The organism is Halegenticoccus soli, from assembly GCF_002844195.1.
In the GTDB taxonomy this organism is placed as follows: domain Archaea; phylum Halobacteriota; class Halobacteria; order Halobacteriales; family Haloferacaceae; genus Halegenticoccus; species Halegenticoccus soli.
Map to the genome: position 1 here is coordinate 123,801 of NZ_PEND01000008.1, position 22,159 is coordinate 145,959.

Annotated in this window: 24 protein-coding genes, 2 rRNA genes and 1 pseudogene; 15 read left to right on the forward strand and 12 right to left on the reverse strand. The window is 68.5% G+C overall.

Features of this window, described 5'->3' with window-relative positions:
• Positions 1-2 precede the first annotated feature (2 nt).
• The 3 genes from CNO20_RS20020 to CNO20_RS20030 form a co-directional block, all read right to left on the reverse strand.
• Complete coding sequence (locus CNO20_RS20020) at positions 3-1,106, reverse strand: mandelate racemase/muconate lactonizing enzyme family protein (RefSeq protein ID WP_101297979.1); 1,104 nt, start codon at positions 1,104-1,106, stop codon at positions 3-5.
• Positions 1,107-1,238: 132 nt separating this feature from the next.
• Positions 1,239-2,060 carry a fumarylacetoacetate hydrolase family protein gene (locus CNO20_RS20025; protein WP_101297980.1) on the reverse strand — a complete coding sequence of 274 codons (822 nt, stop codon included), beginning with the start codon at positions 2,058-2,060 and terminating at the stop codon, positions 1,239-1,241.
• Positions 2,061-2,095: 35 nt separating this feature from the next.
• On the reverse strand, positions 2,096-2,893 hold the full coding sequence (locus CNO20_RS20030) for an SDR family oxidoreductase (RefSeq protein ID WP_101297981.1): 798 nt from the start codon (positions 2,891-2,893) through the stop codon (positions 2,096-2,098).
• A gap of 254 nt (positions 2,894-3,147) precedes the next feature.
• Between CNO20_RS20030 and CNO20_RS20035 the strand changes: the two genes are divergently transcribed.
• Positions 3,148-3,909 carry an IclR family transcriptional regulator gene (locus CNO20_RS20035; RefSeq protein WP_101297982.1) on the forward strand — a complete coding sequence of 254 codons (762 nt, stop codon included), beginning with the start codon at positions 3,148-3,150 and terminating at the stop codon, positions 3,907-3,909.
• 570 nt (positions 3,910-4,479) lie between these two features.
• Here CNO20_RS20035 and CNO20_RS20040 read toward each other — a convergent pair.
• Entirely contained in the window at positions 4,480-4,854 is a 375-nt protein-coding gene (locus CNO20_RS20040) for a hypothetical protein (RefSeq protein ID WP_101297983.1), read from the reverse strand.
• Between the two features lie 216 nt (positions 4,855-5,070).
• Between CNO20_RS20040 and CNO20_RS20045 the strand changes: the two genes are divergently transcribed.
• Complete coding sequence (locus CNO20_RS20045; RefSeq protein ID WP_101297984.1) at positions 5,071-5,313, forward strand: hypothetical protein; 243 nt, start codon at positions 5,071-5,073, stop codon at positions 5,311-5,313.
• A gap of 108 nt (positions 5,314-5,421) precedes the next feature.
• Here CNO20_RS20045 and CNO20_RS20050 read toward each other — a convergent pair whose 3' ends face one another.
• The gene (locus CNO20_RS20050) at positions 5,422-5,853 is read right to left on the reverse strand and encodes a DoxX family protein (RefSeq protein WP_101297985.1); all 432 of its coding nucleotides are present in this window, start codon (positions 5,851-5,853) and stop codon (positions 5,422-5,424) included.
• Between the two features lie 277 nt (positions 5,854-6,130).
• Here CNO20_RS20050 and CNO20_RS20055 point away from each other — a divergent pair, with 277 nt between their 5' ends.
• On the forward strand, positions 6,131-6,358 hold the full coding sequence (locus CNO20_RS20055) for a DUF2249 domain-containing protein (protein ID WP_101298011.1): 228 nt from the start codon (positions 6,131-6,133) through the stop codon (positions 6,356-6,358).
• On the forward strand, positions 6,359-6,664 hold the full coding sequence (locus tag CNO20_RS20060) for a cupin domain-containing protein (protein ID WP_101297986.1): 306 nt from the start codon (positions 6,359-6,361) through the stop codon (positions 6,662-6,664).
• Between the two features lie 39 nt (positions 6,665-6,703).
• Here the strand turns inward: CNO20_RS20060 and CNO20_RS20065 are convergent, their stop codons facing one another.
• Complete coding sequence (locus tag CNO20_RS20065; RefSeq protein ID WP_233204268.1) at positions 6,704-6,979, reverse strand: DUF2249 domain-containing protein; 276 nt, start codon at positions 6,977-6,979, stop codon at positions 6,704-6,706.
• 164 nt (positions 6,980-7,143) lie between these two features.
• Between CNO20_RS20065 and CNO20_RS20070 the strand changes: the two genes are divergently transcribed.
• The 10 genes and pseudogenes from CNO20_RS20070 (at position 7,144) to CNO20_RS20120 (ending at position 16,164) form a co-directional block, all read left to right on the forward strand.
• Positions 7,144-7,833, forward strand: coding sequence for a helix-turn-helix domain-containing protein (locus CNO20_RS20070; RefSeq protein ID WP_101297988.1), 690 nt, complete (start codon positions 7,144-7,146; stop codon positions 7,831-7,833).
• A 99-nt stretch (positions 7,834-7,932) separates the two neighbouring features.
• Entirely contained in the window at positions 7,933-9,267 is a 1,335-nt protein-coding gene (locus CNO20_RS20075; RefSeq protein ID WP_101297989.1) for a hypothetical protein, read from the forward strand.
• Between the two features lie 69 nt (positions 9,268-9,336).
• Complete coding sequence (locus tag CNO20_RS20080) at positions 9,337-9,882, forward strand: DUF7998 family protein (RefSeq protein ID WP_101297990.1); 546 nt, start codon at positions 9,337-9,339, stop codon at positions 9,880-9,882.
• A gap of 4 nt (positions 9,883-9,886) precedes the next feature.
• Positions 9,887-11,089, forward strand: a complete 1,203-nt coding sequence (locus tag CNO20_RS20085) for a hypothetical protein (protein WP_101297991.1) — start codon at positions 9,887-9,889, stop codon at positions 11,087-11,089.
• A gap of 87 nt (positions 11,090-11,176) precedes the next feature.
• Entirely contained in the window at positions 11,177-11,434 is a 258-nt protein-coding gene (locus CNO20_RS20090; RefSeq protein WP_101297992.1) for a DUF2249 domain-containing protein, read from the forward strand.
• A 250-nt stretch (positions 11,435-11,684) separates the two neighbouring features.
• Positions 11,685-12,770 carry a radical SAM protein gene (locus CNO20_RS20095; RefSeq protein WP_101298012.1) on the forward strand — a complete coding sequence of 362 codons (1,086 nt, stop codon included), beginning with the start codon at positions 11,685-11,687 and terminating at the stop codon, positions 12,768-12,770.
• Positions 12,771-12,779: 9 nt separating this feature from the next.
• Positions 12,780-13,564: pseudogene (locus CNO20_RS24555) on the forward strand (DUF7260 family protein).
• Between the two features lie 70 nt (positions 13,565-13,634).
• On the forward strand, positions 13,635-13,937 hold the full coding sequence (locus CNO20_RS20110) for an Htur_1727 family rSAM-partnered candidate RiPP (RefSeq protein WP_101297995.1): 303 nt from the start codon (positions 13,635-13,637) through the stop codon (positions 13,935-13,937).
• Positions 13,934-14,134, forward strand: a complete 201-nt coding sequence (locus CNO20_RS20115; RefSeq protein ID WP_101297996.1) for a hypothetical protein — start codon at positions 13,934-13,936, stop codon at positions 14,132-14,134. The genes CNO20_RS20110 and CNO20_RS20115 overlap by 4 nt, the downstream gene beginning before the upstream one ends.
• Before the next feature lie 194 nt (positions 14,135-14,328).
• Entirely contained in the window at positions 14,329-16,164 is a 1,836-nt protein-coding gene (locus tag CNO20_RS20120) for a cbb3-type cytochrome c oxidase subunit I (protein ID WP_101298013.1), read from the forward strand.
• Positions 16,165-16,532: 368 nt separating this feature from the next.
• Here CNO20_RS20120 and CNO20_RS20125 read toward each other — a convergent pair whose 3' ends face one another.
• The 3 genes from CNO20_RS20125 to CNO20_RS20135 all read right to left on the reverse strand — a co-directional run bounded on the left by CNO20_RS20125 (position 16,533) and on the right by CNO20_RS20135 (position 19,676).
• Positions 16,533-17,798 carry an inorganic phosphate transporter gene (locus CNO20_RS20125; RefSeq protein ID WP_101297997.1) on the reverse strand — a complete coding sequence of 422 codons (1,266 nt, stop codon included), beginning with the start codon at positions 17,796-17,798 and terminating at the stop codon, positions 16,533-16,535.
• Between the two features lie 127 nt (positions 17,799-17,925).
• Complete coding sequence (hsp14, locus tag CNO20_RS20130; protein ID WP_101297998.1) at positions 17,926-18,372, reverse strand: archaeal heat shock protein Hsp14; 447 nt, start codon at positions 18,370-18,372, stop codon at positions 17,926-17,928.
• A gap of 113 nt (positions 18,373-18,485) precedes the next feature.
• A complete protein-coding gene (locus CNO20_RS20135) occupies positions 18,486-19,676 on the reverse strand; it encodes a redox-regulated ATPase YchF (protein ID WP_101297999.1) in 1,191 nt (396 codons plus the stop codon).
• A 226-nt stretch (positions 19,677-19,902) separates the two neighbouring features.
• Between CNO20_RS20135 and CNO20_RS20140 the strand changes: the two genes are divergently transcribed.
• The gene (locus CNO20_RS20140; RefSeq protein WP_101298000.1) at positions 19,903-20,190 is read left to right on the forward strand and encodes a DUF8124 family protein; all 288 of its coding nucleotides are present in this window, start codon (positions 19,903-19,905) and stop codon (positions 20,188-20,190) included.
• 48 nt (positions 20,191-20,238) lie between these two features.
• Here CNO20_RS20140 and CNO20_RS20145 read toward each other — a convergent pair whose 3' ends face one another.
• The 3 genes from CNO20_RS20145 to CNO20_RS20155 all read right to left on the reverse strand — a co-directional run.
• Complete coding sequence (locus CNO20_RS20145) at positions 20,239-21,156, reverse strand: DUF7504 family protein (RefSeq protein ID WP_101298001.1); 918 nt, start codon at positions 21,154-21,156, stop codon at positions 20,239-20,241.
• A gap of 354 nt (positions 21,157-21,510) precedes the next feature.
• Positions 21,511-21,632, reverse strand: a 5S ribosomal RNA gene (gene rrf / locus CNO20_RS20150).
• A gap of 138 nt (positions 21,633-21,770) precedes the next feature.
• Positions 21,771-22,159: ribosomal RNA gene (locus CNO20_RS20155) — 23S ribosomal RNA — on the reverse strand; the annotation flags it as partial.

Sequence of the window (22,159 nt, forward strand, 5' to 3'; positions counted from 1 at the left end):
AGTCAGATGCGGAACTGTTCGAGCCTGTCGTCCTTGAGAGTCACGCCGTGGCCCGGTCGATCGGGCAGCTGAATCGCGCCGTTCTCCGGTTCGATGGGGTGTTCGAGCACGTCGTCGAACGCCTTGACGTCGGAGTCGCGGTAGAAGTACTCGATCCAGAGGCCGTTCTCGATGGCTGCGAGCAGCTGGATGTGGAGGTCCCAGTTGTAGTGCGGCGCGACGAAGATATCCCGGGAGGCCGCGGTGTGGGCGACGCGCATCCACTCCGTCACCCCGCCGACGACCGTCACGTCGGGCTGGACGATGTCCACCGCGTTCTCCCGCATGAGTTCCGCGAATCCGTAGCGCGAGAACTCGAGTTCGCCCGCGGCGACCGGGAAGTCGAGCGCAGCGTTGACCTCGGACATCAGTTCGACGCTGTCGGGCATGACCGGTTCCTCGATGAAGTACGGGTCGTACTCGGCGAACCGCCGGCAGGCGTTGACCGCCTCCTGCTTGTTCTTCCACTTGCCGTTTGCGTCCATGAGGAGCGTGCGCTCCGGGCCGATCGCCTCGCGGGCCACCCGGACGCGCTCGACCTCCTCTTCGACCGACAGCCGGCCGACCTTCATCTTCACGACGTCGTGACCGCGCTCGACGTAGCGCTCCATCTCCTCGCGGAGCCCCTCCAGCCCCTTGCCCTCGCGGTAGTACCCGCCGCTGGCGTAGGCCGGCACCTCGTCGGTGTACGCGCCGAGGAGCTTGTAGAGCGGCTGATCGGCGGCTTTCGCCTTGATGTCCCAGAGCGCGGTGTCGATCATCGAGATGGCGCGCATGACGACGCCCTTCCGTCCGATCTGGACGCTGCCGTCGAACATCCGCCGCCAGAGCTTCTCGGTGTCGCGGGGGTCCTCGCCCTCGACCATCGGCGCGAGCACCGTCTCGACGGCCGCGGCGATGACGCTCGCCCCGCCGTAGCCGAGCGAGTAGCCCAACCCCTCGATCCCGTCGTCGGTCCGAACCCGCACGATCGCGTGGTCGCGCTCCTCGACGACCCGCGTGGCGAACGCCACCGGCTCCTTCAGCGGGATGGAGACCGCAAAGCTTTCCACTTCGGTGATTTCCATGAGTCCGTTCCAACGGATTCCGTCCGTCTATAAGAATCTTTGGTCGAGAACCGTCTCGGTCGGTCTCGCGGCACCGACGCCGCGTCCCGCGGCCGAGCGCCGGAGGGCGACCTTCCGGGGAACGAACGCGTTCTATCGGACGACGGGGGCCGAAACGGCACCCACCCGGTCGACTTCGGCCCGGACGTCGTCGCCCGGATTGATCGGGCACGCGCCGGGCGTCCCGGTCGAGATGACGTCGCCGGGCCGGAGCGTCATCACGCGCGAGTGGAAGGCGACCAGCTCGCGGGGGCGCATCATCATGTTGCGCACGCCGTTTTCGGCGACCACCTCGTCGTTGACGACCGTCCGCACCGCGAGCTCCTCCAGGGGACCGACCTCGTCGGGCGTGACGATCCACGGCCCGAGGACGAGGAACGAGTCGAAGCTCTTCGCTCGCGTCAGGTAGCGCGGGTTGCGCTGGAGGATGTCCTCCGCGGTCATGTCGATGATCGGGAGGTAGCCCGCGACGACGTCGTCGACCGCGTCCTCGGGGAGATCCGAACACTCGCGGCCGATGACGACGCCGAGTTCGGCCTCGGCGGTCACCCGTTCGCTCTGTTCGGGCGGCGGGAGGCGGATCGGGCCGCCGGGGCCGGTCACGGTCGTCGCCGGCTTCATGAAGCTCGCCGGTTCGTCCGGCCGCGTCTCGTTCAGGTCGGACGCGTGCTCCGCGTAGTTGAGACCGATGCCCCAGAGCTTCCCGATCCGATCGAGGGGAACGGTCAGAGAGAGGTGCTCCGCCGGGGTTCGGCGTGCGGTCGACTCACCCAGGTCGGGCAAGTCGCCGCTCGTCGCGGCCCGAAGCGCGCTCTGTACGTCTGTGAGTCCGGGGTCGGCGGCGGCGAGCGGGGTGAACCCCTCGTCGTCGCCGACGACCGGCGTTCCGTCCGTCGTTCTGGCAATTCTCGTCATGGTGTGGGTATCGAGTGTGGTCGGGCGGTCGGCGGTCAGAGGTTCGAGTCGCCGAGGCCGCCGTCGATCGGGACGGCGACGCCGTTGACGTATCCCGAGCGGGGCGACGACAGAAACGCGACCGTGTCGCCGAGTTCTATGGGGTCGCCGATCCGCTTCAGGGGGTTCGATTCGCCGCGCGCGGCCAGCCCCTCCTCGTAGCTGCCGTACTCGCCGCGCTCGACCGACTGCTCGACGAGTTCGCGGATCCGGCTCGTCTCGTGCGGGCCGGGGAGCACCGCGTTCGCTCGCACCTCGGGCGCGAGCTCCTTCGAGAGGGTCTTTTCGAGGCCGACGACGCTCATGCGGACCGAGTTCGAGAGGACGAGCGAGTCGATGGCCTCCTTGACGCTGCGGGAGGTGATGGTGACGACGGTGCCGCCGCCGTCGGCGCGAAGGTGGTCGGCGGACTCGCGGGCGAGGCGGACGACGCTCATCACGAGCAGGTCGAACGCGTCGTACCAGTCCTCGTCGGTGGTGTCGAGGAACGGCCCGCTCGGCGGCCCGCCCGCCGACGTCACCAGGTGGTCCATCCCCCCGAACTCGTCCACGGTCGCCCGGACGAGGTCTCGGATCCCGCTCTCGGACGTGAGGTCCGCCGGAACCGGCACGACCCGCGCGCCGTCCGCCGCGACGGCCTCGATCTCGTCGGCCGCCTCCGCGAGTCGGTCCTCGTCGCGGCCGTTGATCACGACGTTCGCGCCCTCTCGCGCGAGCGCCTCGGCCGATGCCTTCCCCAGTCCGCTGCTCGACGCCGTCACGAGCGCGGCGTTCCCGGTCAGTTTTAGATCCATGTCGACGTCCCTACGTACCTGTAGCCCCGATATAAAATTTCCCCGTGTCGGCCGCTCGAACGGCTCGTTTCCCTGCGCCGCCGCGGTTTAGCCGTCCTAAACGTGGCGGCGCGAGACGTTCCGGTTCGACTGTCACGAGAGGGGGGAGCGAGGCCGAGTCGAGCGTTTTTCGCGTTTCGACTTCGGATTCCCGTCGAACGTGTTTAGCCTCGCTAAACAAGAGTTTTGTAGGTGGAGTTCGACGGGTACGATCGATGACGGAAGCACGAAACCCGGTCAAGTCGGTGCGGACGACCGCTCGGATACTGCGGGCGCTCAAAGAGCTGGACTCCGCCGGGGTGACGGAGCTGTCGGAGCGTCTCGGTCTGACCAAGGGGACCGTCCACAACCACTTGAGCACCCTGGAGGAAAACGAGTTCGTGGTGCGCGACGGCGAGAAGTACCGGCTCGGCATCCTCTTTTTCGAGTTCGGCGAGCAGACCAAGCGGGCGAAGAAAATCTACGGCGTCGGGGTGCCGGAGGTCGAGAAGCTGGCCGACCGAACCGACGAGCTGGCGAGTCTGTTGATCGAAGAGCACGGTCGCGGGATCTACCTCCACCGGGCGCGCGGCGAGCAGGCGCTCACGCTGGACACCCGGATCGGCGCGCGGGTCTACCTTCACAACACGGGCCTCGGAAAGGCGATCCTCGCCCACCTCCCGCGGGAGCGGACCGAGCGGATACTCGACCGCCACGGCCTGCCGAGAACCACCGAGAACACCATCGATTCGCGCGACGCCCTCTTCGAGGAGCTCGACCGCGTCCGCGAGCGGGGGTACGCGATCGACGACGAGGAGCGGGCGACGGGCATCCGGTGCGTGGCCGCCCCCGTCACGACGAGCGACGGCGCCGTCCACGGCGCGGTGAGCGTCGCCGGACCGACGAGCCGGATCAAAGGCGACAGGCTCGAAACCGCGATACCGGACCTGGTGCAGAACGCCGCGAACGTCATCAGCATCAACCTGACGTACTCCTGAGCGCCGAACCGCCGTTTAGCGTCGCTGAACCGCCTGCGAGGTCGCGCGATTCGACCGGCGTGTCTCCCCCGTACGACGGACGTTTCGAGGGCGATCGATCCCCGACCGGATTACAGCGGTAAGTTTGTCACGCCGCGCGGTTCCGGCGGGCGTCTTTCGCGTCGAGACACCGCGGTGCTGTCCGTCCCCGTCTCTTCCGAGGGTATTGAGGTAAGTAATTGTACAACCGCTCGGTGTCGAGTGAGCGGCGCGACGAGTCGACTAATTGACGTCGGCGGGCGAGCAACGCTGAGAACTGAATACTTGTCGGATTTCGTCCGTGATTCCGAGAAATCGACTGGTGAGCGGAACTCTTCGACGCCGACTCGACAGCGTCCGTTTGTTCCGTGTCTATCCTACGAGATATTTGTATCGACTGCCGCGAAACGTCCGAGTTGCGGCGAACTTCCGCCACGTTTCGCCAGTTCTGGTCGCGCGTGATACCGCTATCTGTGCGATGTCTTCCACGGCGGTAGTACAATTACTTACGTGATACCTGACCGGAGGAGTCGGTGACACGCCTCGAACCGGTCACTCGAAAATCGGGCGCGACTGGTACTCGATACAGAACTCCTCCGCGAGGTGTCGCGCCTGCGGCGGGAACGACCGCTCGAAGACGCGGATCCCCGTGAGCCCCTTCGAACTGTTCGAGACGGCCTGCCGCTCCGCCGTGAAGTGGAAGATCGTGTCCTCCTCGCAGAGAACGGTGGTCGAACCCACCACGGTGAAGCCGCCGGTGAACACCTCGGGGTGAAACCCCGTCTCGTACATCTCCGTGGGGCAGATCCACTGTTGGATCCCGACGGAGTAGTCGCTGTCGGCGTTCGGGAGCTCTTCGGTCCACCGCTCCCAGCAGATGACGGGATACTGTCGTCCGTTTCTGTGTGCTTCGATTACCGTGCCCACGTTCTATCACGGCCTCTTAGCGTACTGCAGTGAAAGGCGCTCGAAGCATAAATTGACTTGCGGCCGCTCGATCGGTCGGACCGACGACTCGACGGCGGGCCGACACGCTCGTTCGCGCCGTTTCGGCCGCGACACCCGCGCCGACCGCCTCGCTCCGATGGGATCATTTATTTCTATCATAGTAAATATTATGCTCCGCGATCACGAGTTGCAATTATGGAACCGGACCTCTCGATCGGCGACGAAGTGACTCTCACCGTCGTCAAGCCCGCCTCGGTGGCCGACGGATTCGGCACGTACGAGAACCACCACGTGTACGGGACGGTCGAGGTCGGAAAGACCTACCGGGTCCGGATATCCGGACGGACGCTCGGCCACTACGACGCGATACCGGTCGACGAGGTCGGCGCGTCCGACGGCCGGAGGCGTCCCGAGTCCGAAGTCAGATCGCCGGCCTGAAACCGCGACTCCCGGAGCGGGAGCGGCACGCAGCCGGCGGTTCGGTTCTCCGAGGCGAGAGATCGGTGCCACGGACGGACATCCTCCGAACGACCGACCCGCGGGGGTTCACGTTCGGTGTTCCCGCCCCAGCAGATCCCGATCGATCGAGAGCCGCCCGGCGCCGGTGAAGACCAGCGAGACCGCCGCGACGAAGAGGAGGAACGTGAACTCGGCGCCGCCCTCGGAGACGAGGAAACCGTTCGGGAGGTGCACCGCGACCGTCGCGACGAGCATGACGAGCGCGACGAGGAGCGCGGCGACCTGCGTGAACAGTCCGAGCAGGACGAACAGTCCGCCGACCGCCTCGACGAGCGCGACGGCCCACGCGAGGAGGCCGGGAGCGGGGAAACCGAGCCCGCCCAGCGTGTTCGCGAATCCGGCGACGCCGGACGCCGCCGGCCCGATTCCGAGGAGCTTTCCCGCGCCGTGGACGAACATGACGGTACCGACTCCGAAACGGACGACAGTCGGTCCCCATCCGGGAAATACGGTTTTCATCGGCGTTGGAATACAGGTTAGATTTCGTTATAGTATTGTTGGTCGGACGTCGAATTCGGTTCTGAGGATCGCGGACGGTTTCTCCGATCCGTCGATTCGCACCGCCCGACGGAGAGTCGTCGAATCGGAAGCCGCCCCCGTCGGATCGGGGGAGGACGGGGGAATACCCGGTCGTCGGCGAGGGTGCCGGGCGCGTTTGACCACCGGCGGGGGCGACGCGATCGCCGAACACGTTCGCGGGAAGCGCGATAAGGGCGGTCCCGCTACGTTCGACCGCATGACTCGACTGGACGTTCGAGACCTTCCGCCGGCGGAGCGTCACCCGAAAATCAAAGCCGCGTTCGCCTCGCTCGATAGCGGCGACGCGCTCGAACTCGTGAACGACCACGAGCCGAAGCCGCTCTTCTACGAGATGCGGGCCGAGGAGGACGACTTCGACGCCGAACGCTACGAGGTCGAACGACGCGGACCGCGCGAGTACGTGGCCCGCTTCCCGAAGAAGTAGATGCCGGAGACCGTCTCCCTGGACGATCTCGAGGCCGAGCCGCACGCGGTCGTCTTCCCGGACGCCGAGCCCAGGACCGTCCGCCTCCGCCTCGCGGCGGGCGAACGCGTCCCCGCTCACCGGCACCCGGGTCGCCGCGTCGTCCTCCACGTCCTCTCCGGGCGGCTCGCGCTCGACCTCGACGACGAGACCTACCCGGTCGAGGCCGGCGAGGTCATCCGTTTCGACGGCGAGCGGGAGATTTCACCGCTCGCGGAGACCGACAGCGTCGCGCTGGTCGTGCTAGCTCGCGGCGACGACGAGTGAACTGCGGCGGTCGGCGAAGCGCCGCGCCCTCGCCGCCGGTCAGCGCCAGATCGCCGTGACCACGCACTCGTCCGTCTCCACGGTCGCGTAGTCGAATCCGCGGTCGCGCAGTTTCGGGTACAGGTGCTGCGGCGCGCGGTCGTTCAGCTGGACGAGCACGGCTCGCTCGTCGAGGTCGACGAGCGTTTCGAGGGTCCGCTTCAACGGGTGCGGCGGGCCGAGCTCGCGGACGTCCAGGAGGTCTCTGGGTCGGTCCGCCGGCGCGTCCGTCCGCTCGAAGAGCTCGCCGATCCGGGGCGGGTCGTTTTCGGGCATATCGGAAGCGTCGGGGCGACGACACCCGAGCGTTCCGCCGAACATGTTCTCGCGACCTGGCCGAACGCGTTTCGAGACTATCGCCGCACACCCCGGAATCCCCCGAACATATTCGGCAAGACGTATTGGGCGGCGGGCGCGTATCGTTCGAACGTGTTCGGACCATGCCCCGCGCCAAACTCGACATCGCGCTGCCGGACGGGATCTGGATCGCCGACGTTTCGACCGAGTTCCCCGAGACGAGGTTCCGGGTGCTCGCTGCCCTCCCGTCGGAGGACACGGGCGTCGGCCTCCTCGAGATCGACGGACCGAACCTGGCCGACGTGCTCCGCGCGATGGACCGCCACGAGGGAGTGACGGAACTGGAGCTCTTAGAGCGCGCGTCGGAGTCTGTGCTCGTGCAGTTTACGACCACCGAGCCGCTGTTGCTGCTGTCGGTCCGCGACGCCGGGATGCCGCTCGAACTCCCGGTCGAAATCCGGGACGGGCGGGCGACGCTCGAAGCCGTCGCCCCGCACGCCCAGCTGTCCATGCTCAAGACGCAGCTCGAACAGTTCGGGATGCGGTTCGAGGTCGTCTACCTGTACGAATCGGCGGACTCCGAGCGGCTGTTGACCGAACGGCAGCGGGAGGTGCTGACGGCCGCCGTCGAACGCGGGTACTACGACACGCCCAGGCGCTGCACGCTGACGGAACTGGCCGACGGTCTCGGCGCGGCGAAGTCGACGGTCAGCGAGACGCTCCACCGCGCGGAGGAGAGGGTGATAAAGCGGTTCGCGCGGACCCTCCCGCAGGTGGCCGTCGACGGCGAATCGGGCGAAGCTCCGCGCGGCGAGACGCGGGCGGGCGAGTAACGCGACGGGGCCGGCGCGAGCGGCGGCTCGGAGGCGCGACCCCTCGACGCGAACGTGTTCGGGAGTAGATGCAGCGTGGGCGGCCGCGTAACCGACGCCATGAGCGTCGTTCCCGGCGGAATCGACACGGACCGGCAGCCGCCCATGACGATCCCGCTCCGGCACTTCGTCGTCGGCCTCGGTTTCCTTCTCGCCGGCAGCCTCGCGGGCGTCGCGAACGCCGCCGGGCTGTCGTTCGGTCTCGGCGGCCTCGCGCACGTTCACCTCCTCCTCGCAGGGTGGGTGTGCATCACGATCATGGGTGCGATGACGCAGTTCGTCCCCGTCTGGTCGAACGTCCCGCTCCACTCGCGCCGGCTGGCGACGCTTCAGCTCGCGCTCGTCGCGGGCGGGCTGGCCGGGTTCGCCGGCGCGCTGTTCTCGGCTCGGCTCCCCTGGCTCGCGGTCTTCGGCGGGCTGATGCTCCTCGGGTTCTGGACGTTCGTCTACAACCTCGCCCGGACTATCGCCCGGATCGACCGTCGCCTCGACGTGACCGAGCGGCACTTCGCGCTCGCGCTCGGCTTCTTCGTCTTCCTCACCGCTCTCGGGTACCTCCTCGCGCTCGACCTCGCGCGCCCTGTGTTCCCGCTCGCGGGGATCGGTCGGCACGACGTCGTCCGCGCTCACGCGACGCTCGCCGTGTTCGGCGCGGTCCTGACGACGGTCTTCGGCGCGCTCTACCAGCTCGGAACCATGTTCACGCAGACGAAGCTCCGCGGGATCGACTTCGCGTGCAAGCGCGTCGAGGAGGTCTGCTACCCGGCCGGCGTGCTCCTGCTCGCCGGGGGGAGGCTGTTCGGGCGACTCGCGCCGGGCCGTCTCGGGGCCGGACTCATTCTCGCGGCGGTCGTCGCGTTCGCGATCCTCCTCGGGCGGCGACTGCACGAGACGCGCGTGGAGCGGACGCCGATGCTCTCGCGCTACGCGGTCGTCGCCGCGTCGCTCGCGCTCTGGGCGGGCTACACCGCGCCGGCGTGGCTCCGGGATCCGCTGCCGCACGCGGTGCTGTTCGGACCGCCCGGGGCGGAGCACCTCCTCGCGGTCGGCGTCGTCGGCTTCGTCGTCGCCGGTTCGCTCTACCACATCGTGCCGTTCATCGTCTGGGTCCACCGGTACAGCGACCGCCTCGGGTTCGACGCGGTGCCGCTGATCGACGACCTCTACAGCGGTCGGCTCGCCGCGATCGACTTCTGGGCGATCGGTCTCGGCAACCTCGGGATCGTACTGGCGGGCGCGGGCGTCGCGCCGACGCCCGTCGCCGTCGCCGGCGGGGTGTTGGCCGTCGGCGGGTTCGGACTGTTCGCGGCGAACCTCCTCCTCGTGATCCGAAACCACGGGCCGCGGTCGCTCGCCGGCGTCTTCTTCCGGCGACGCGGCGCGGGGGCGCGGTGACACACAGAACGCCGAATCCCGAACCCGTTCGGGAGTACCGATAGCGTGGCGCGCGCCGTTCGGACGGGTATGTACGGATTCCGCTCGCCGTTCGCCGGCGACGACGACGCGTTCGACGACGACGGGTCGTTCGAGCCGGATCACCTCCCGCGGCCGGGGGCGTTCCTCGACGGACACGACGTCCTCGTCGACGGCGCGCACGTCGACTTCCACCGGCTGACGCGCGACCTCTTCGAGGAGCGCGGCGTCTACGACATGACCTTCGGGTACAACCTCGCCAGGCTCAACCTCGATCGACGCCACCCGAACGCCGGCTACCGCTACGCCGAGGAGGCGGACGACCCGGCGACGCTCCGCGCGGAGTTCACGCCGACGACGCCCTTCTGCCCGCAGAGCCGCACGCTCACCGTCGGCTCGTTCCGCGCGTGGAACGGGCTGCGCGAGCGACACGACTACGATCTCGTGCGCGTGCGCGTCGCCGAGATGCACCACCGGCACGGTTCGATCAACGAGGAGCTCGACCGCCTCGAAGCGGCGTTTCTGGAGACCGGAACGGTTCCGGGGGAGACGGATTCGATGGACCCGTCCCCGACCCGGTCCGACTCGCCGTTCTGATCGGATGGTCGCAGGGGGAGCGAGTCGGTGGTCGCGGCGGTTTTCGATCCTGAGCGCCACGTTCCTCGTGGCGTGGCAGGCGGGCACCCTGCCGGGGATCCCCCGCCGGGCCGAGGTGACGCTCGCGCTCTTCGGGTTCGTCTTTCACATGGTGTTCGGGAAGGCGTACCTGCTCGTCCCGTCGTACTTCGGCCGAACCCTCGGGAGCGGTCGCGCGCCGGCGGTCCACCTCCCGCTCGCCGCCGGCGGGACGCTCTCGCTGACCGCTTCGGCGCTGTGGGACGTCCCCCCGCTCGTCGAGACACTCGGCGCGCTCGCCTGGTGTCTCGGCGTCGCGATCTTTCTCGGGGCGCTCGTCCGGACGATTCGGGGCAGCCTCGCCGGTCCCGAAACCGGAACGAGCGACGCGAGGGCGGAACACCGGCGGGTCGATCGGTACGCGAACCGGTTCGTTCCGGTGGCGCTCGGCTACCTCGCCGTCGGCTCGTACGAAGTTCTCGCGGCGGCGGCCGAACTACCGCCGCTCGCGGACGGGTACCCGCCGCGCCCGTCCCACCTGCTCGCCGCGGGCGCGGCAGGCCTGCTCGTGCTCGCGCTCGGCGTTCGCCTGCTGCCGCGATTCTTCGGCGTCCCCGCGCCGCGGTCACTCGTCGCGGTCGTACTGCCGGCCGGCAGCGTCGGTCCGGCGCTCGTCGCCTTTCGCCTCCCGGGCGGCGTCTGGTTCCGCGTCGGCGCCCTCGCGCAGGGCGTCGCGCTGATCGGGTTCGCGGCCGTCTGTCTCGTCCTGTTTTCTCGCTCCGATCGCCGCCGCGTCGGCCTCTACGGGGTGCTATGCGGCGCCGTTTCGGGCGCGCTCGGGGCGTCGCTCGGGCTCTCGTTCGCGTTCGGATCGATCGCACCCGCGCTCGTCGACGCCCACCTCCGGCTCAATCTGCTCGGCTTTCTCGGCCTCTCGATCGTCGGGTTCGCGTTCCAGTTCTACCCGCCGACGGCCGGGCGCTTCCGCTGGGCGAGCGACCGCGGCGCGCTCGGCGTCGTCGGGCTGTTGAGCGCCGGCCTGTTCTCGGATGTGGTCGGACTCGTCGGGGGAATCACCCTCCTCACGGTCGCGGGAGAGCTGCTCTCGTTGGCCGGGGCGCTCGGGTACGCCTACGTGCTCACCCGGCTGCTCGTCGGTATCGGCGCCCGGCGCGCCGGGCCGCGCTGATCTCCCGTACCCGCTGACGCCCGACGATCCCCCACTCCGAACATGGTCGGCGCTAACCCTACCTGAGCGTTCGAAGTAGGACCGGTGATGAGCTCGGATTCGCCAACCCGCGGAAACGGAGCCGCCGAAGACGCGACGCGCCGGCTCGACGTGCGGGAGATAGACGGGGAACCGTTCACGGACATCATGGCCGCACTCGACGCGCTCGGCCCCGAGGACGCGCTCGTCCTCGTCAACAGTTTCGAGCCGCGGCCGCTGTACGCGGTGCTCGCGCGCAGGGGGTTCGACTACGAGACCGACCGCGTCGGCGACGACGAGTGGCGGGTCCGGATCACCCGGACGTAGCTCGCCCACTGGACGTCCCGAAGCGGTCCGCCGTCCGACTCGGGTTCCATGGCCGGCGTTCGAACCGGCGCGATAAACGGTTCCCGGACGATTCTCAGTCGCCGGGAATCACCGCGTCAGTACAGGCCGGTCCGGAGCCGAGACGGGACGTGAGCCAGGAACCGCCGCGGCGTTCCGAGCCGCGGCGACGAACGCGGCGGTGACGATCGTCGACTCGGCGCTCGTCGCCGCGGACCACGACACCGACACCATGAATCCGAACATCGACACGAGCCGACGACCGCTCGTCCTCATCTGGGAACTGACGCGGGCGTGCGACCTCGCGTGCGAACACTGCCGCGCCGACGCCCGGCCGAACCGCCACCCCGACGAACTCACGACGGCGGAGGGAAAGCGCCTCCTCCGGCAGGCGCGCGAGTTCGGCGAGGGGCAGCTCGTCGTGCTCTCGGGCGGCGATCCGCTGAAGCGCGACGACGTGGTCGATCTCGTCGACTACGGGACGGAGCGCGGGCTGCGAATGACGATCACGCCGAGCGGGACCGACTCTCTGACCCCGGACCGGATCGACGCGCTGGCCCGCGCGGGGATCCGCCGAATGGCGCTGAGCGTCGACGGGGCGATCGCGGCGGCGCACGACGCCTTCCGCGGGGAGACCGGCAGCTTCGCGCAGACGCTCCGGGCGGCGCGCGACGCGCGGGCGGCCGGCGTTCCGATCCAGATCAACACGACCGTCTGCGCGGAGACCGTCGACGAGCTGCCCGGGATCCGCGATCTGGTCGAGGACCTCGGCGCGGTCCTCTGGAGCGTCTTCTTTCTCGTCCCGGTCGGTCGGGGGCGAGTGCTGGAGCCGATCTCGCCCGAGCGGAGCGAGCGCGTGATGGAGTGGCTCGCCGACGCGAGCGCCGAGGCCCCGTTCGGCGTCAAGACCACCGAAGCGCCGCACTACCGCCGGGTCGTCCTCCAGCGGCGGGCGGACGAGGGGATCCGCCGCCGCGGCGGAATCACCGCCGGCGACGGATTCGCCTTCGTGAGCCACACCGGCGAGGTCTACCCCTCCGGCTTCCTGCCCGCGTCGGCTGGCAACGTCCGCGAAACGTCTGTCGTCGACGCGTACCGCGACTCGGAGCTGTTCAGATCGCTGCGCGACCCGGACGCGCTCCGGGGGAAGTGCGGCGTCTGTCCGTGCCGGCGGGTCTGCGGCGGAAGTCGGTCGCGGGCGTACGCGACGGCCGGCGATCCGCTCGCGAGCGACCCGCTCTGCCCGTACGTCCCCGACGGGTACGACGGGCCGCTGCCGCGTCGGGCGGACGAGGGCGGGCTGCGCGTCCCGGAGTAGCGTCGACCGATGTCGCGGTTCGGCCGTCGGATCGACGCCGCGCTCGAACTCGTCGACGAGGAGATCGCGCGGGTCGACGCCGAACGCGACGCGGTTCGGCGGTTCCGGCGTCGAATCGGGGCGCTGGAGACGCGCCGACCCGCGGGGAGCGCCACCGCGCCGACGCCCGCCGGCGCGATACGGTCGATCGGCGAGGGCCGGTCCGCGTCGCCGGCGCTCGACCGGGTTCGGACGGCGTACCGGGAGACGGTCATGAGCGCGCCGCACTACGAGGACGAGTACGGGGACACGTTCGAGGAGAGCGTCGCCGCCGAGTTCGGCGCGGAGACCGCCGAACTGCTTCGAACGTCCGATCGGTTCACGGACGCGCTCCGGGAGCTGCTCGTCCGCGCCTGCCGACGGAGCCTCTCCTCCGTCGCTCGTTCCGCGACGCGGTTCGACGGGAGCGACGGGCCCTCGATTCGGCCCGCGAGCGCCTCGCGTCACTCGACGGGGAGGGCGAGTGTCTGACCGATCGCCCGCTCCGCGCGAAACGGTTCGAGGAACTCCTTGACGCGCGCGAGCGCCTGCTGGCGGCGGAAGCGGAGCTCGACGAGTTGCTCGAACGGCGGCAGGGACAGCTCCGGAACCAGCGAACCGCGGCGGGGCACGACGGAACGGCGGTTCGGCTGTGCCACTACCTCTACGGACCGCTCGACGTCGATCACCCGATCCTCGCGGACGCGCTGGACGCACTCGCCGAGCTCCGCGAGGAGCGACGGCGGGTCGAGCGCGCGCTCGCGCGGATCGTCTGACCCGTCCTCGCGGCATTCGGCCGAACATGATCGGGGAAGGTCGTTTCGTCGGTCCGGACCGATCGGTACCATGGTCGAGCCGGTAACCAGATCGCGCGTGGGCGATCACCCGCGGGCCGCGGTCGAACGCGAGTGGGAACTGTTCGTGCGGGAAACCGAGTGCGATCCGCTTCGGCACGTCGGGAGCGTCACCGCACCGACCCCGGAGGCGGCCTACGAGCGCGCGACGAAGCTGTTCGCCTGGTACGCCGACGACGTGTGGCTGTGCCCCGCGAGCGAGACGCACCGGTACTCGGTTCACGCGCTCGACGCGGACGCGGAGCCGGTCCCGCTGCCGCGCGGCGGCGAGCCGCGCACCTACGAGTGCGAGTGAGCCGCGACTCGCGCGCCGCGTCCGTTGCGTCCGTTCTGCGGGCGATTCCGGCCGCTCGACGGCTCGAACTGGCGTTCGTCTGCGGCGGAGCCGCCCTCGGCTACGCGCTCGGCGGCGTCGAGGCGGCCGCGCTCGGCGCGGTCTTCGCCGTCTTCGTCGCCGAAAGCGCGCGGAGCCTGCGTCGGACCGTAGCGTAGAGGATCGGGCCGCAGAGCGGGAATCGAGCCGCGATCGGGCGGCTTCGACGCGTCGAAACCCTCCCGTCGTCGCCTGGCGCCGATCGGCGGCGAGCGTCGGCCGAACCGAATATGTTCCGGACAATCTCCTTGGGCGGAAAGGCGAAACCCCCGCCATGGCTGCGACAACCGCACAGATCGCGTTCGCCGTTCTGATGGGACTCCTCCTGGCCGCGGTCGGCGCGTGGCTGGCGAGAGTCGAAAACTGGCGGTCGTACGCGCCGACCGACGGGCGGGCCGCCGCGGGCGAACGGACCGGGTACGCTCGTCGAGAGAAGCCGGCCGGGTTCGTCCGGTGGCTCACGACTGTCGACCACAAGGACGTCGGCCTCATGTACGGCGCGTTCGCGCTCGCGTCGTTCGCGTGGGGCGGCCTCGCCGTGCTGGTGATGCGGACGGAGCTTCTGACGCCCGCGGGGGACGTCGTCGCCCCGACGACGTACAACGCGCTGTTGACGAGTCACGGCATCACGATGCTCTTTCTCTTCGGTACCCCCGTCATCGCCGCCTTCGCCAACTACTTCGTCCCGTTGCTGATCGGGGCGGACGACATGGCGTTCCCGCGGATCAACGCCATCGCCTTCTGGCTCCTCCCGCCCGCCGCGCTGCTCATCTGGGGCGGCTTCTTCCTCCCCGCGCTCGGGATCGACGCGGGCCCGGCGCAGACGGGGTGGACGATGTACGCCCCGCTTTCGACCGGGGCCGGCGGCGACGCCGTCGGCGGCGCGGGCGTCGATCTGATGCTGTTGGGGCTGCACCTGTCGGGGATCAGCGCGACGATGGGCGCGATCAACTTCATCGCCACCATCTTCACGGAGCGCGCCGAGGAGGTCACCTGGGCCAACCTCGACATCTTCTCGTGGACGATCCTCACCCAGTCGGGGCTCATCCTCTTTTCGTTCCCCCTCCTCGGCAGCGCCCTGGTGATGCTACTGTTCGACCGGAACTTCGGCACGACGTTCTTCGCGGTCGACGGCGGCGGGCCGCTCCTGTGGCAGCACCTGTTCTGGTTCTTCGGTCACCCCGAAGTGTACATTCTCGTCCTGCCGCCGATGGGACTGGTCAGCTACATCCTCCCGCGGTTTTCGGGGCGGCGGCTGTTCGGGTTCAAGTTCGTCGTCTACTCGACCTTGGCGCTGGGCGTCCTCTCGTTCGGCGTGTGGGCCCATCACATGTTCGCCACCGGCATCGACCCCCGCCTGCGAATGAGCTTCATGGCGGTGTCGATCGCCATCGCGATCCCGAGCGCGGTCAAAACGTTCAACTGGATCACGACGATGTGGAACGGGAGCCTCCGATTGACCGCGCCGATGCTGTTCTGCATCGGCTTCGTCGCCAACTTCATAATCGGCGGCGTCACCGGCGTCTTCGAGGCGTCGATCCCGGTCGACCTCGTGCTGCACGACACGTACCACGTCGTCGCCCACTTTCACTACGTGATCATGGGCGCGATCGCCTTCGCGATCTTCGCCGGCGCCTACTACTGGTTCCCGATCTACACCGGCCGGATGTACCAGCGGACGCTCGCGAAGTGGCACTTCTGGCTGTCGATGGTCGGGACCAACCTGACCTTCTTCCCGATGATCCTGCTCGGGTATGGCGGCATGCCCCGCCGGTACGCCACCTACGATCTCCCGGTCGGCCCGACCGAGTACTTCGCGCTGCTCCACCAGCTCGCGACGCTCGGCGCGTTCCTCCTGGCGCTCGGGCAGATCGTCTTCGTCTGGAACCTCGTCCAGTCGTGGCTCGAAGGGCCGAGAGTCGAGACGGGCGACCCCTGGGGCCTCGAACGGGACGACCTGCTCACGAACGAGTGGGAGTGGTTCGACCGGAAACTCGAAACCGCCGTCGCCGACGGCGGGAGCGACGGCGCGGCGACGAGCGCCGCAGAGATCCGAGCGGCTGAGACGGCCAGAACCGCGGCGGCCGGCGGGTCGAATTGGTCGGACGCCGTCGAGGCTGACAAGGACGGGACGGAGAGGCGAACGTAGTCGAGGCGTTCGGCCGTCGCCGACCTCTTTCGATCGCGGCCGAAACCGCCGACTATGTCGACGCACATCCGGGCGAGATCTGAGGCGACCCGGCCGGCGGTTCGGATCGGCGAGGTCGGGCCGGTAGCCGCGGACCAGCGACGGATCGCGGTCACTGACTAGCACGAACTCCTCGCCGGGCGCGAGCCCGCCGACCCGCGTCCGGGTGAGAGCTGTAAGCGTTGGTCCCGACGGCGGACGCGGCGACGCGCGCCGGCGATCGGCAGATCACCGTCGACCGCGGCGGAGCCGACGCTCGTTTCGGCCACCGATTCTCGTTCCGGTCCCGTCCCCCAATTCGGCTTCACCGACCGACTCCCGATTCGGCTTCACAGGAGGAGTTCGAACAGGAGGTACGATCCCACCGCCGAGAGGCTCGGCGAGAGGACCCACAGCAGGACGATCCGACCCGTCGCCGCGGGGTCGAACAGGCTCGCTCCGACCAGCTCGTCCGGATCCTCCTCCCCGATCTTCGGCACGTGCGGCGCGGCGTCGCCGTCGGCCGACGAAAATCGCTCGTCCCGTGCCGGCTCCGCGGCGGCGAGCGTCCCGACCGTCGGACCGCGGGCGTGCTCGGAAGCGCCGCGTTCGGCGACGAGCGCGCCGGCCGAGAGGCCCGGACCGCCGTCGCCCTCGACCGCGGTGGTCGCCGCCTCGGTCAGCGAGACCGCGCGGCTCGCCCGCCCCCAGCCGAGGCCGATGATGCACGAGGTGGTGCTCACCGCGAGGCTCGCAGGGATGCCCAGCTCCGAGAGGATTGTGATGACCGTCGCGCCCACCGCAGAGACGATGAGCGCCGCGAGGATCGGCAGGTCGGTGATCCCCTCGCCGACGGTGTCGAGCGTCCGCCGGGCGATGGTGAAGCCGCCGAGGCCGATGGCCCCGATGGCGAGGAAGACCCCCTCCTCGACCGTGATGACGCCGTTGCCGACGAGGGGCGCGACCGCGTTCGCCACGTTCGACGCGCCGGCGCTGAACCCCATGTAACAGGCGATGGCGAGCACCAGGAGCGAGCCGAAGACGTCGCGCGCGGTCACGTTCTCGCCCAGCGCGGGTCGGGGGACGCGTCCGGAGCGGTCGAGCCTGATCAGCCGCCCCTCGATTCGGGCGAAGGAGAACCGCGCGTCGAGGTGCGGGTAGACGTAGCGACCGATCACCGCGCCGATCCAGAACGCCGCGACCGGCGCGACGATCCACGCCGAGACGATCGTGAACATCACGGTCTCGTTGAGGGTGTCGGTCGCCAGCCCGAGCCCGACGATCGCTCCGACCGCGGTCATGGACGTGGAGGCGGGCACCCCGAAGAGGTTCGAGATCAGGAGCGCGAGCCCGGTGAAAAAGAGCACCGCGGTGCTCGCGCCGAGCGTGAACTGGTCGGCTGGGACGATCCCCTCGCTCATCGTCTCGACGACGTTTCGGCCGACGGTCCACCCGCCCAGGAACGCGAACCCGGTGAAGAGCGCGGCGGCCGCGAGCTTCCCGACGATCCTGCTGCCGACGGCGGGACCGAAGGCGACGCCGGTCGACGAACCGCCGATGTTGTACCCGACGAACGCGGCGACGAGCAATCCGAGAACGAGCAGCGCACCTTCCATATTCAGCGTCTCCGTGCCGCTACGTAGCACCCGAGGCTACTTCCTTCGTTCGCGCCGGGCCAGAACGTTCGAACTCGCCACGTCTGGGCCCTGAATCGAACGCCGGCGGCGAAAAAGGAGCCGTCGATTACTCGATGTCGATCCGCCGACCCGACTCCCCGTCCGTTCCCGTCTTCGGGAGCGTGACGGTCAGCACGCCGTTGTTGTACGACGCGGAGACGTCGTCCTCGCGGACCTGCTCCGGAATCGAGATCGACCGGCTCACGGAGCGGTGGGAGCGTTCCTGTCGGATGAATCGCTCGTCGCGCTGGTCCGTCTCCTCGCTCCGTTCGGCTTTGATCTGGAGGGTCCTGTCCGACAGCTGGACCGTGATTTCGTCCTTGTCGAAGCCGGGGAGGTCGACGGTGACGACGTACTCCTCGTCGCGCTCGGCGAGGTCCACGCTCGGCGATTCGCTCCAGAGCGGTTGCTCGCCGAACTCGCTCTGCCAGTTCCACGGCATGTCCTCGAACTGGCGGCTCATCCGCTCGAACATTCGCTCGATATCTCGGAACGGGTTTCTCCTCGATGACATGGAATCACCCGGGTGACGCACACCCTATTACTACGTTAGCCGGTCTCGGACTAAATGTTTGCTGGCGATCCGACCGCCGGGACTGCTCGCGAGGGACGGACCGTCTCCGACGCTCAGTTCGTCGAGACGATCTCGACGACGTCCCGATGTTCGAGTTCGCGGTCCGCGCCGATCTGCCGCTTCGCCCGGCAGTCGACGCCGTGGAGCAGTCCGTCGCCGATGTCCGTGTGCAGGTGGTACGCGAAGTCCTCCGTCGTCGATCCCTCGGGGAGGACGAAACAGTCGCGGAAGACGCCCTTCTCGTCCCGCTCGCCGTTCGCGCTGCCGGGGAAGACGGCGATGCCGCCCAGTTCGTCGAACAGCGCGGCTTCCAGTACCCGCTGGACGCCCGTTCCCCCGTACTCCTCGACGAACTCGCCGATCCGCTCCAGGCCGTCGCACTGTCCCTCGGTCAGGTCGCCGACGACCTCGAAGGTCGCGTCGCCGGCGCGGTAGTCGACGACACCGGCCTCCGCCGCCTTCTTCAGCGCTTTCTCGGCGTGCGCGCTCGTCGGAACGAACGTGAGGTGCTCGTACGCCGGATCCGCGGCGATCTCCTCGAAGTTCTCCCGGGCCGCGGGCTCGTCCATCTTGTTCGCCGCGATCACCATCGACTTGGTCCGCTTTCTGATCTCCCGTGCGAGCGCCTCTCTGTCCCCCTCGTCCCACGTGTCGGGATCGAGCTCCAGGCCGAGCGAGCGGATCGTCGCCTTGATCTCGTCCCCGTTCGTCCGGAAGGCGCTCATCTGCTCCGCGAGGTCGTCTTCGACGCGTTTTTCCTCGCCCGCGTAGCCGCTGTGGTACCGCTCGATCCCCTTTTCGAGGATTTCGAGGTACCACATGTCGAGTTCGTCCTCCAGGAAGTCGACGTCCCTCCGCGGATCGTGTCCCTCCGTCGCCTCGCCTTCGAGGTCGGTCTCGCCGGAGAAGTCGACGACGTGTACGAGCACGTCCGCCTCGTTCAGGTCGGTCAAAAACTGGTTGCCGAGGCCCCTCCCCTCGTGCGCGCCGGGGATGAGTCCCGCCACGTCGACGAGTCTGACCGGGACGAATCGCGTGCCCTCGTCGCAGAAGCCGACGCTCGGCGTGCACGTCTCGCCGAACTCCGGCGCCGCGCACTCGACCCGGACGTACGCCTCGCCGACGCTCGGGTCGATTGTCGTGAAGGGATAGGCCCCCTCCGGCACGTCGTTCATCGTCGCGGCGTTGAAGAAACTCGATTTTCCGACCGAGGGCTTGCCCACCAGTCCGATCTTGTAGCCCATTACCCGTTCTGCCCGAGCGACGGAGAAAAGCCGTTCTACCTGTGCGTCGTGTGCGTGAGGTTGTCTGTGTGCGCTGAGGTTATGGTTGTCCGTATCCGCGGTCGCCGTCCCGGGCGGTTGCGCCACCATCCACCGCACCACCGCCCGTGCCGCCCGGCGCACCGACGCCGGAACCGCCGCCGGCGCGGTCGGAGCACATTTGCCCCCGGGGCTCCGATCGGCCGGTATGAGCGACGGCGGCGACACCTTCGGCGTCGGGATCCACGTCACAGAGACCGAACTCCGTTTTCTCGTCCGCGTTCCCTCGGACATCGATTCCGGCTGGACGGACCCCGAGGAGTTTCAGCGACTCGTCGAGCGGGTCGTCTGGGACCGACTCGACAAGGAGTCGGTGTTGCGACGGATCTCTCGGACCACCCCGACCGGCGAGACGGTCGCGCTCGGGACGGTGACGCTCGAACCCGACGGGACGGTCGTCTCCCACGCGCTCTCGCCCCCCGACCCGCCGGAGTGACCGACCCGTCGCGCCGTCGACGGCCGGGAGCGGCGGGCGGCGGTCGTCTCAGATCTCTTCTTCGTCATCTTCGAGGAGGGCGCCGAGGGCGTCGAAGGCCGTCGGATCGTACTCCGTCAGATCGTACCGGTTCGGGCCGACGGTGTCGTCCCAGACTCCGATGAGACCCAACCGCGCGAGCGCCATCAGCGCGCCGCCGAGCGTCCGGGAGGTCAGCTCGGTGTCCGACAGTTCGCGCGAGATCTGACGTGCCTGCGGGTAGTTCCGGTCCGTCGCTTCGATGCCGCGCCGCACCTCCGTCCAGTGACGACGGAGGTAGCCGTAGTTCGTGGGGTCGTCGCCGCGGAGTCCGTCGAGGCGGATTCGGATCGAGTTCGGCTGAGCGCGCGTCGGATCGCTCCGTCCGGTTCCGTCGTGGACGGCGTCGAACGACGATCGAACCGCCTCGACCGCCGCGGCGTCGGGCGAGTCCGGCGCGACGTGGAAGTAGCCGAGCGCGTCCGCTCCGTCGAGAGAACGCCGGAGGCCCCGTAGAAACGTCCGCACGTCGGCACCCTCGCTTCGGTCGATCGAGGGGGCCAGCGAATCGAAGCAGACGATCGTCCGAGCGTCTCGGTCTCCGCTCTCGACGCGGCGGACGATCCCGTCGAGAGCCGCGCTCGGATCGACGGGTCCGAGGGCGCCGACGAACGCGGAGTCGTCCGCCGGACGGTCGCCCCTCGATTCCGTCGGTCCGGGCCGATCCGCGTCGATCTCCGCGCGAGCGTCGATGATCTCCGGCTTCGGTACCGTCGTCCCGACGCCCGCGCGCCACCACCGGACCCACTCTTCGGGAGCCCAGCGAAAGCTGACGGCGAGGAGATCGTCCTCCGTCGACGCCGAGCCGAGCCGGTCGAACAGCGCCCGGGAATCGAGAAACAGGTGTAGCGCCCCTTCGGACTCGGCCGCTGAAGGCTGTGCGTCCATTGCTGTCGTCCACATCCCTGACGACGGAGAACATAAACGTATCGACAAAACCGGGATGGTGGATATGAATGAAAGCGGTCAATTCTCTTTGCTTCAAACGAGTACACCGTTACTAACGGCAGAAAGAACCGCATTTCGTGATCATTCCGATCGGTGAGGTCCTTGCCGAATGTCGAGGTGTTCCGCTTTACGGTAACTGTTTGCTAGTCGGGTGATCTATCCGTGCGGGCGGTGAGCGCGCGAAACGCGACGATCCCGACGGACCGCCCGACAGCGGTGAGAGACGAATCTCTCCGAACGTGGAACGAGCGACGCGCGATGGGCGTCGCTCACGAGGATGAATGAAGTATGAGTGGGAGGCGGCGAACCGGTGTTCCCAGAGGCTCGCGCACTCCAGTACTTGCCGGTACGCAGACGGGCTTAACTTCCGTGTTCGGGATGGGTACGGGTGTGACCCCGCCGCTCTGGCCGCCTTAACGCCGACCTACGGAATCGAACCGTAGCAGTGCCTGCGTCGGTTGTGGTCCGACGCGGCGCCGCGGCCGCGTCGGTTCGAAGCCGAATGCACGTGCGATCCAGTTAGCGCCTGGACCCGTCCGACGGGTTCAGTGCGTATGAATGCTGGCTCGGTCTGTTAGTGCTCGCGGGCTGAACGCCTCGTTGCCTCGGCGCGTACACCCCGAGTCTATCGAACTCGTCTTCTACGAGTGACCTCGACGATGCCTCTTTTCCAAGTGGGTTTCGAGCTTAGATGCGTTCAGCTCTTACCCCGTGTCGCGTGGCTGCCCGGCGTGTGCCCTCTCGGACAACCGGTACACCAGTGGCGACCACTCGTAGTTCCTCTCGTACTATACGAGTGTTCTCGTCAGGCATCTCGCACCCCCAATAGATAGCAGCCGACCTGTCTCACGACGGTCTAAACCCAGCTCACGACCTCCTTTAATAGGCGAACAACCTCACCCTTGCCTGCTTCTGCACAGGCAGGATGGAGGGAACCGACATC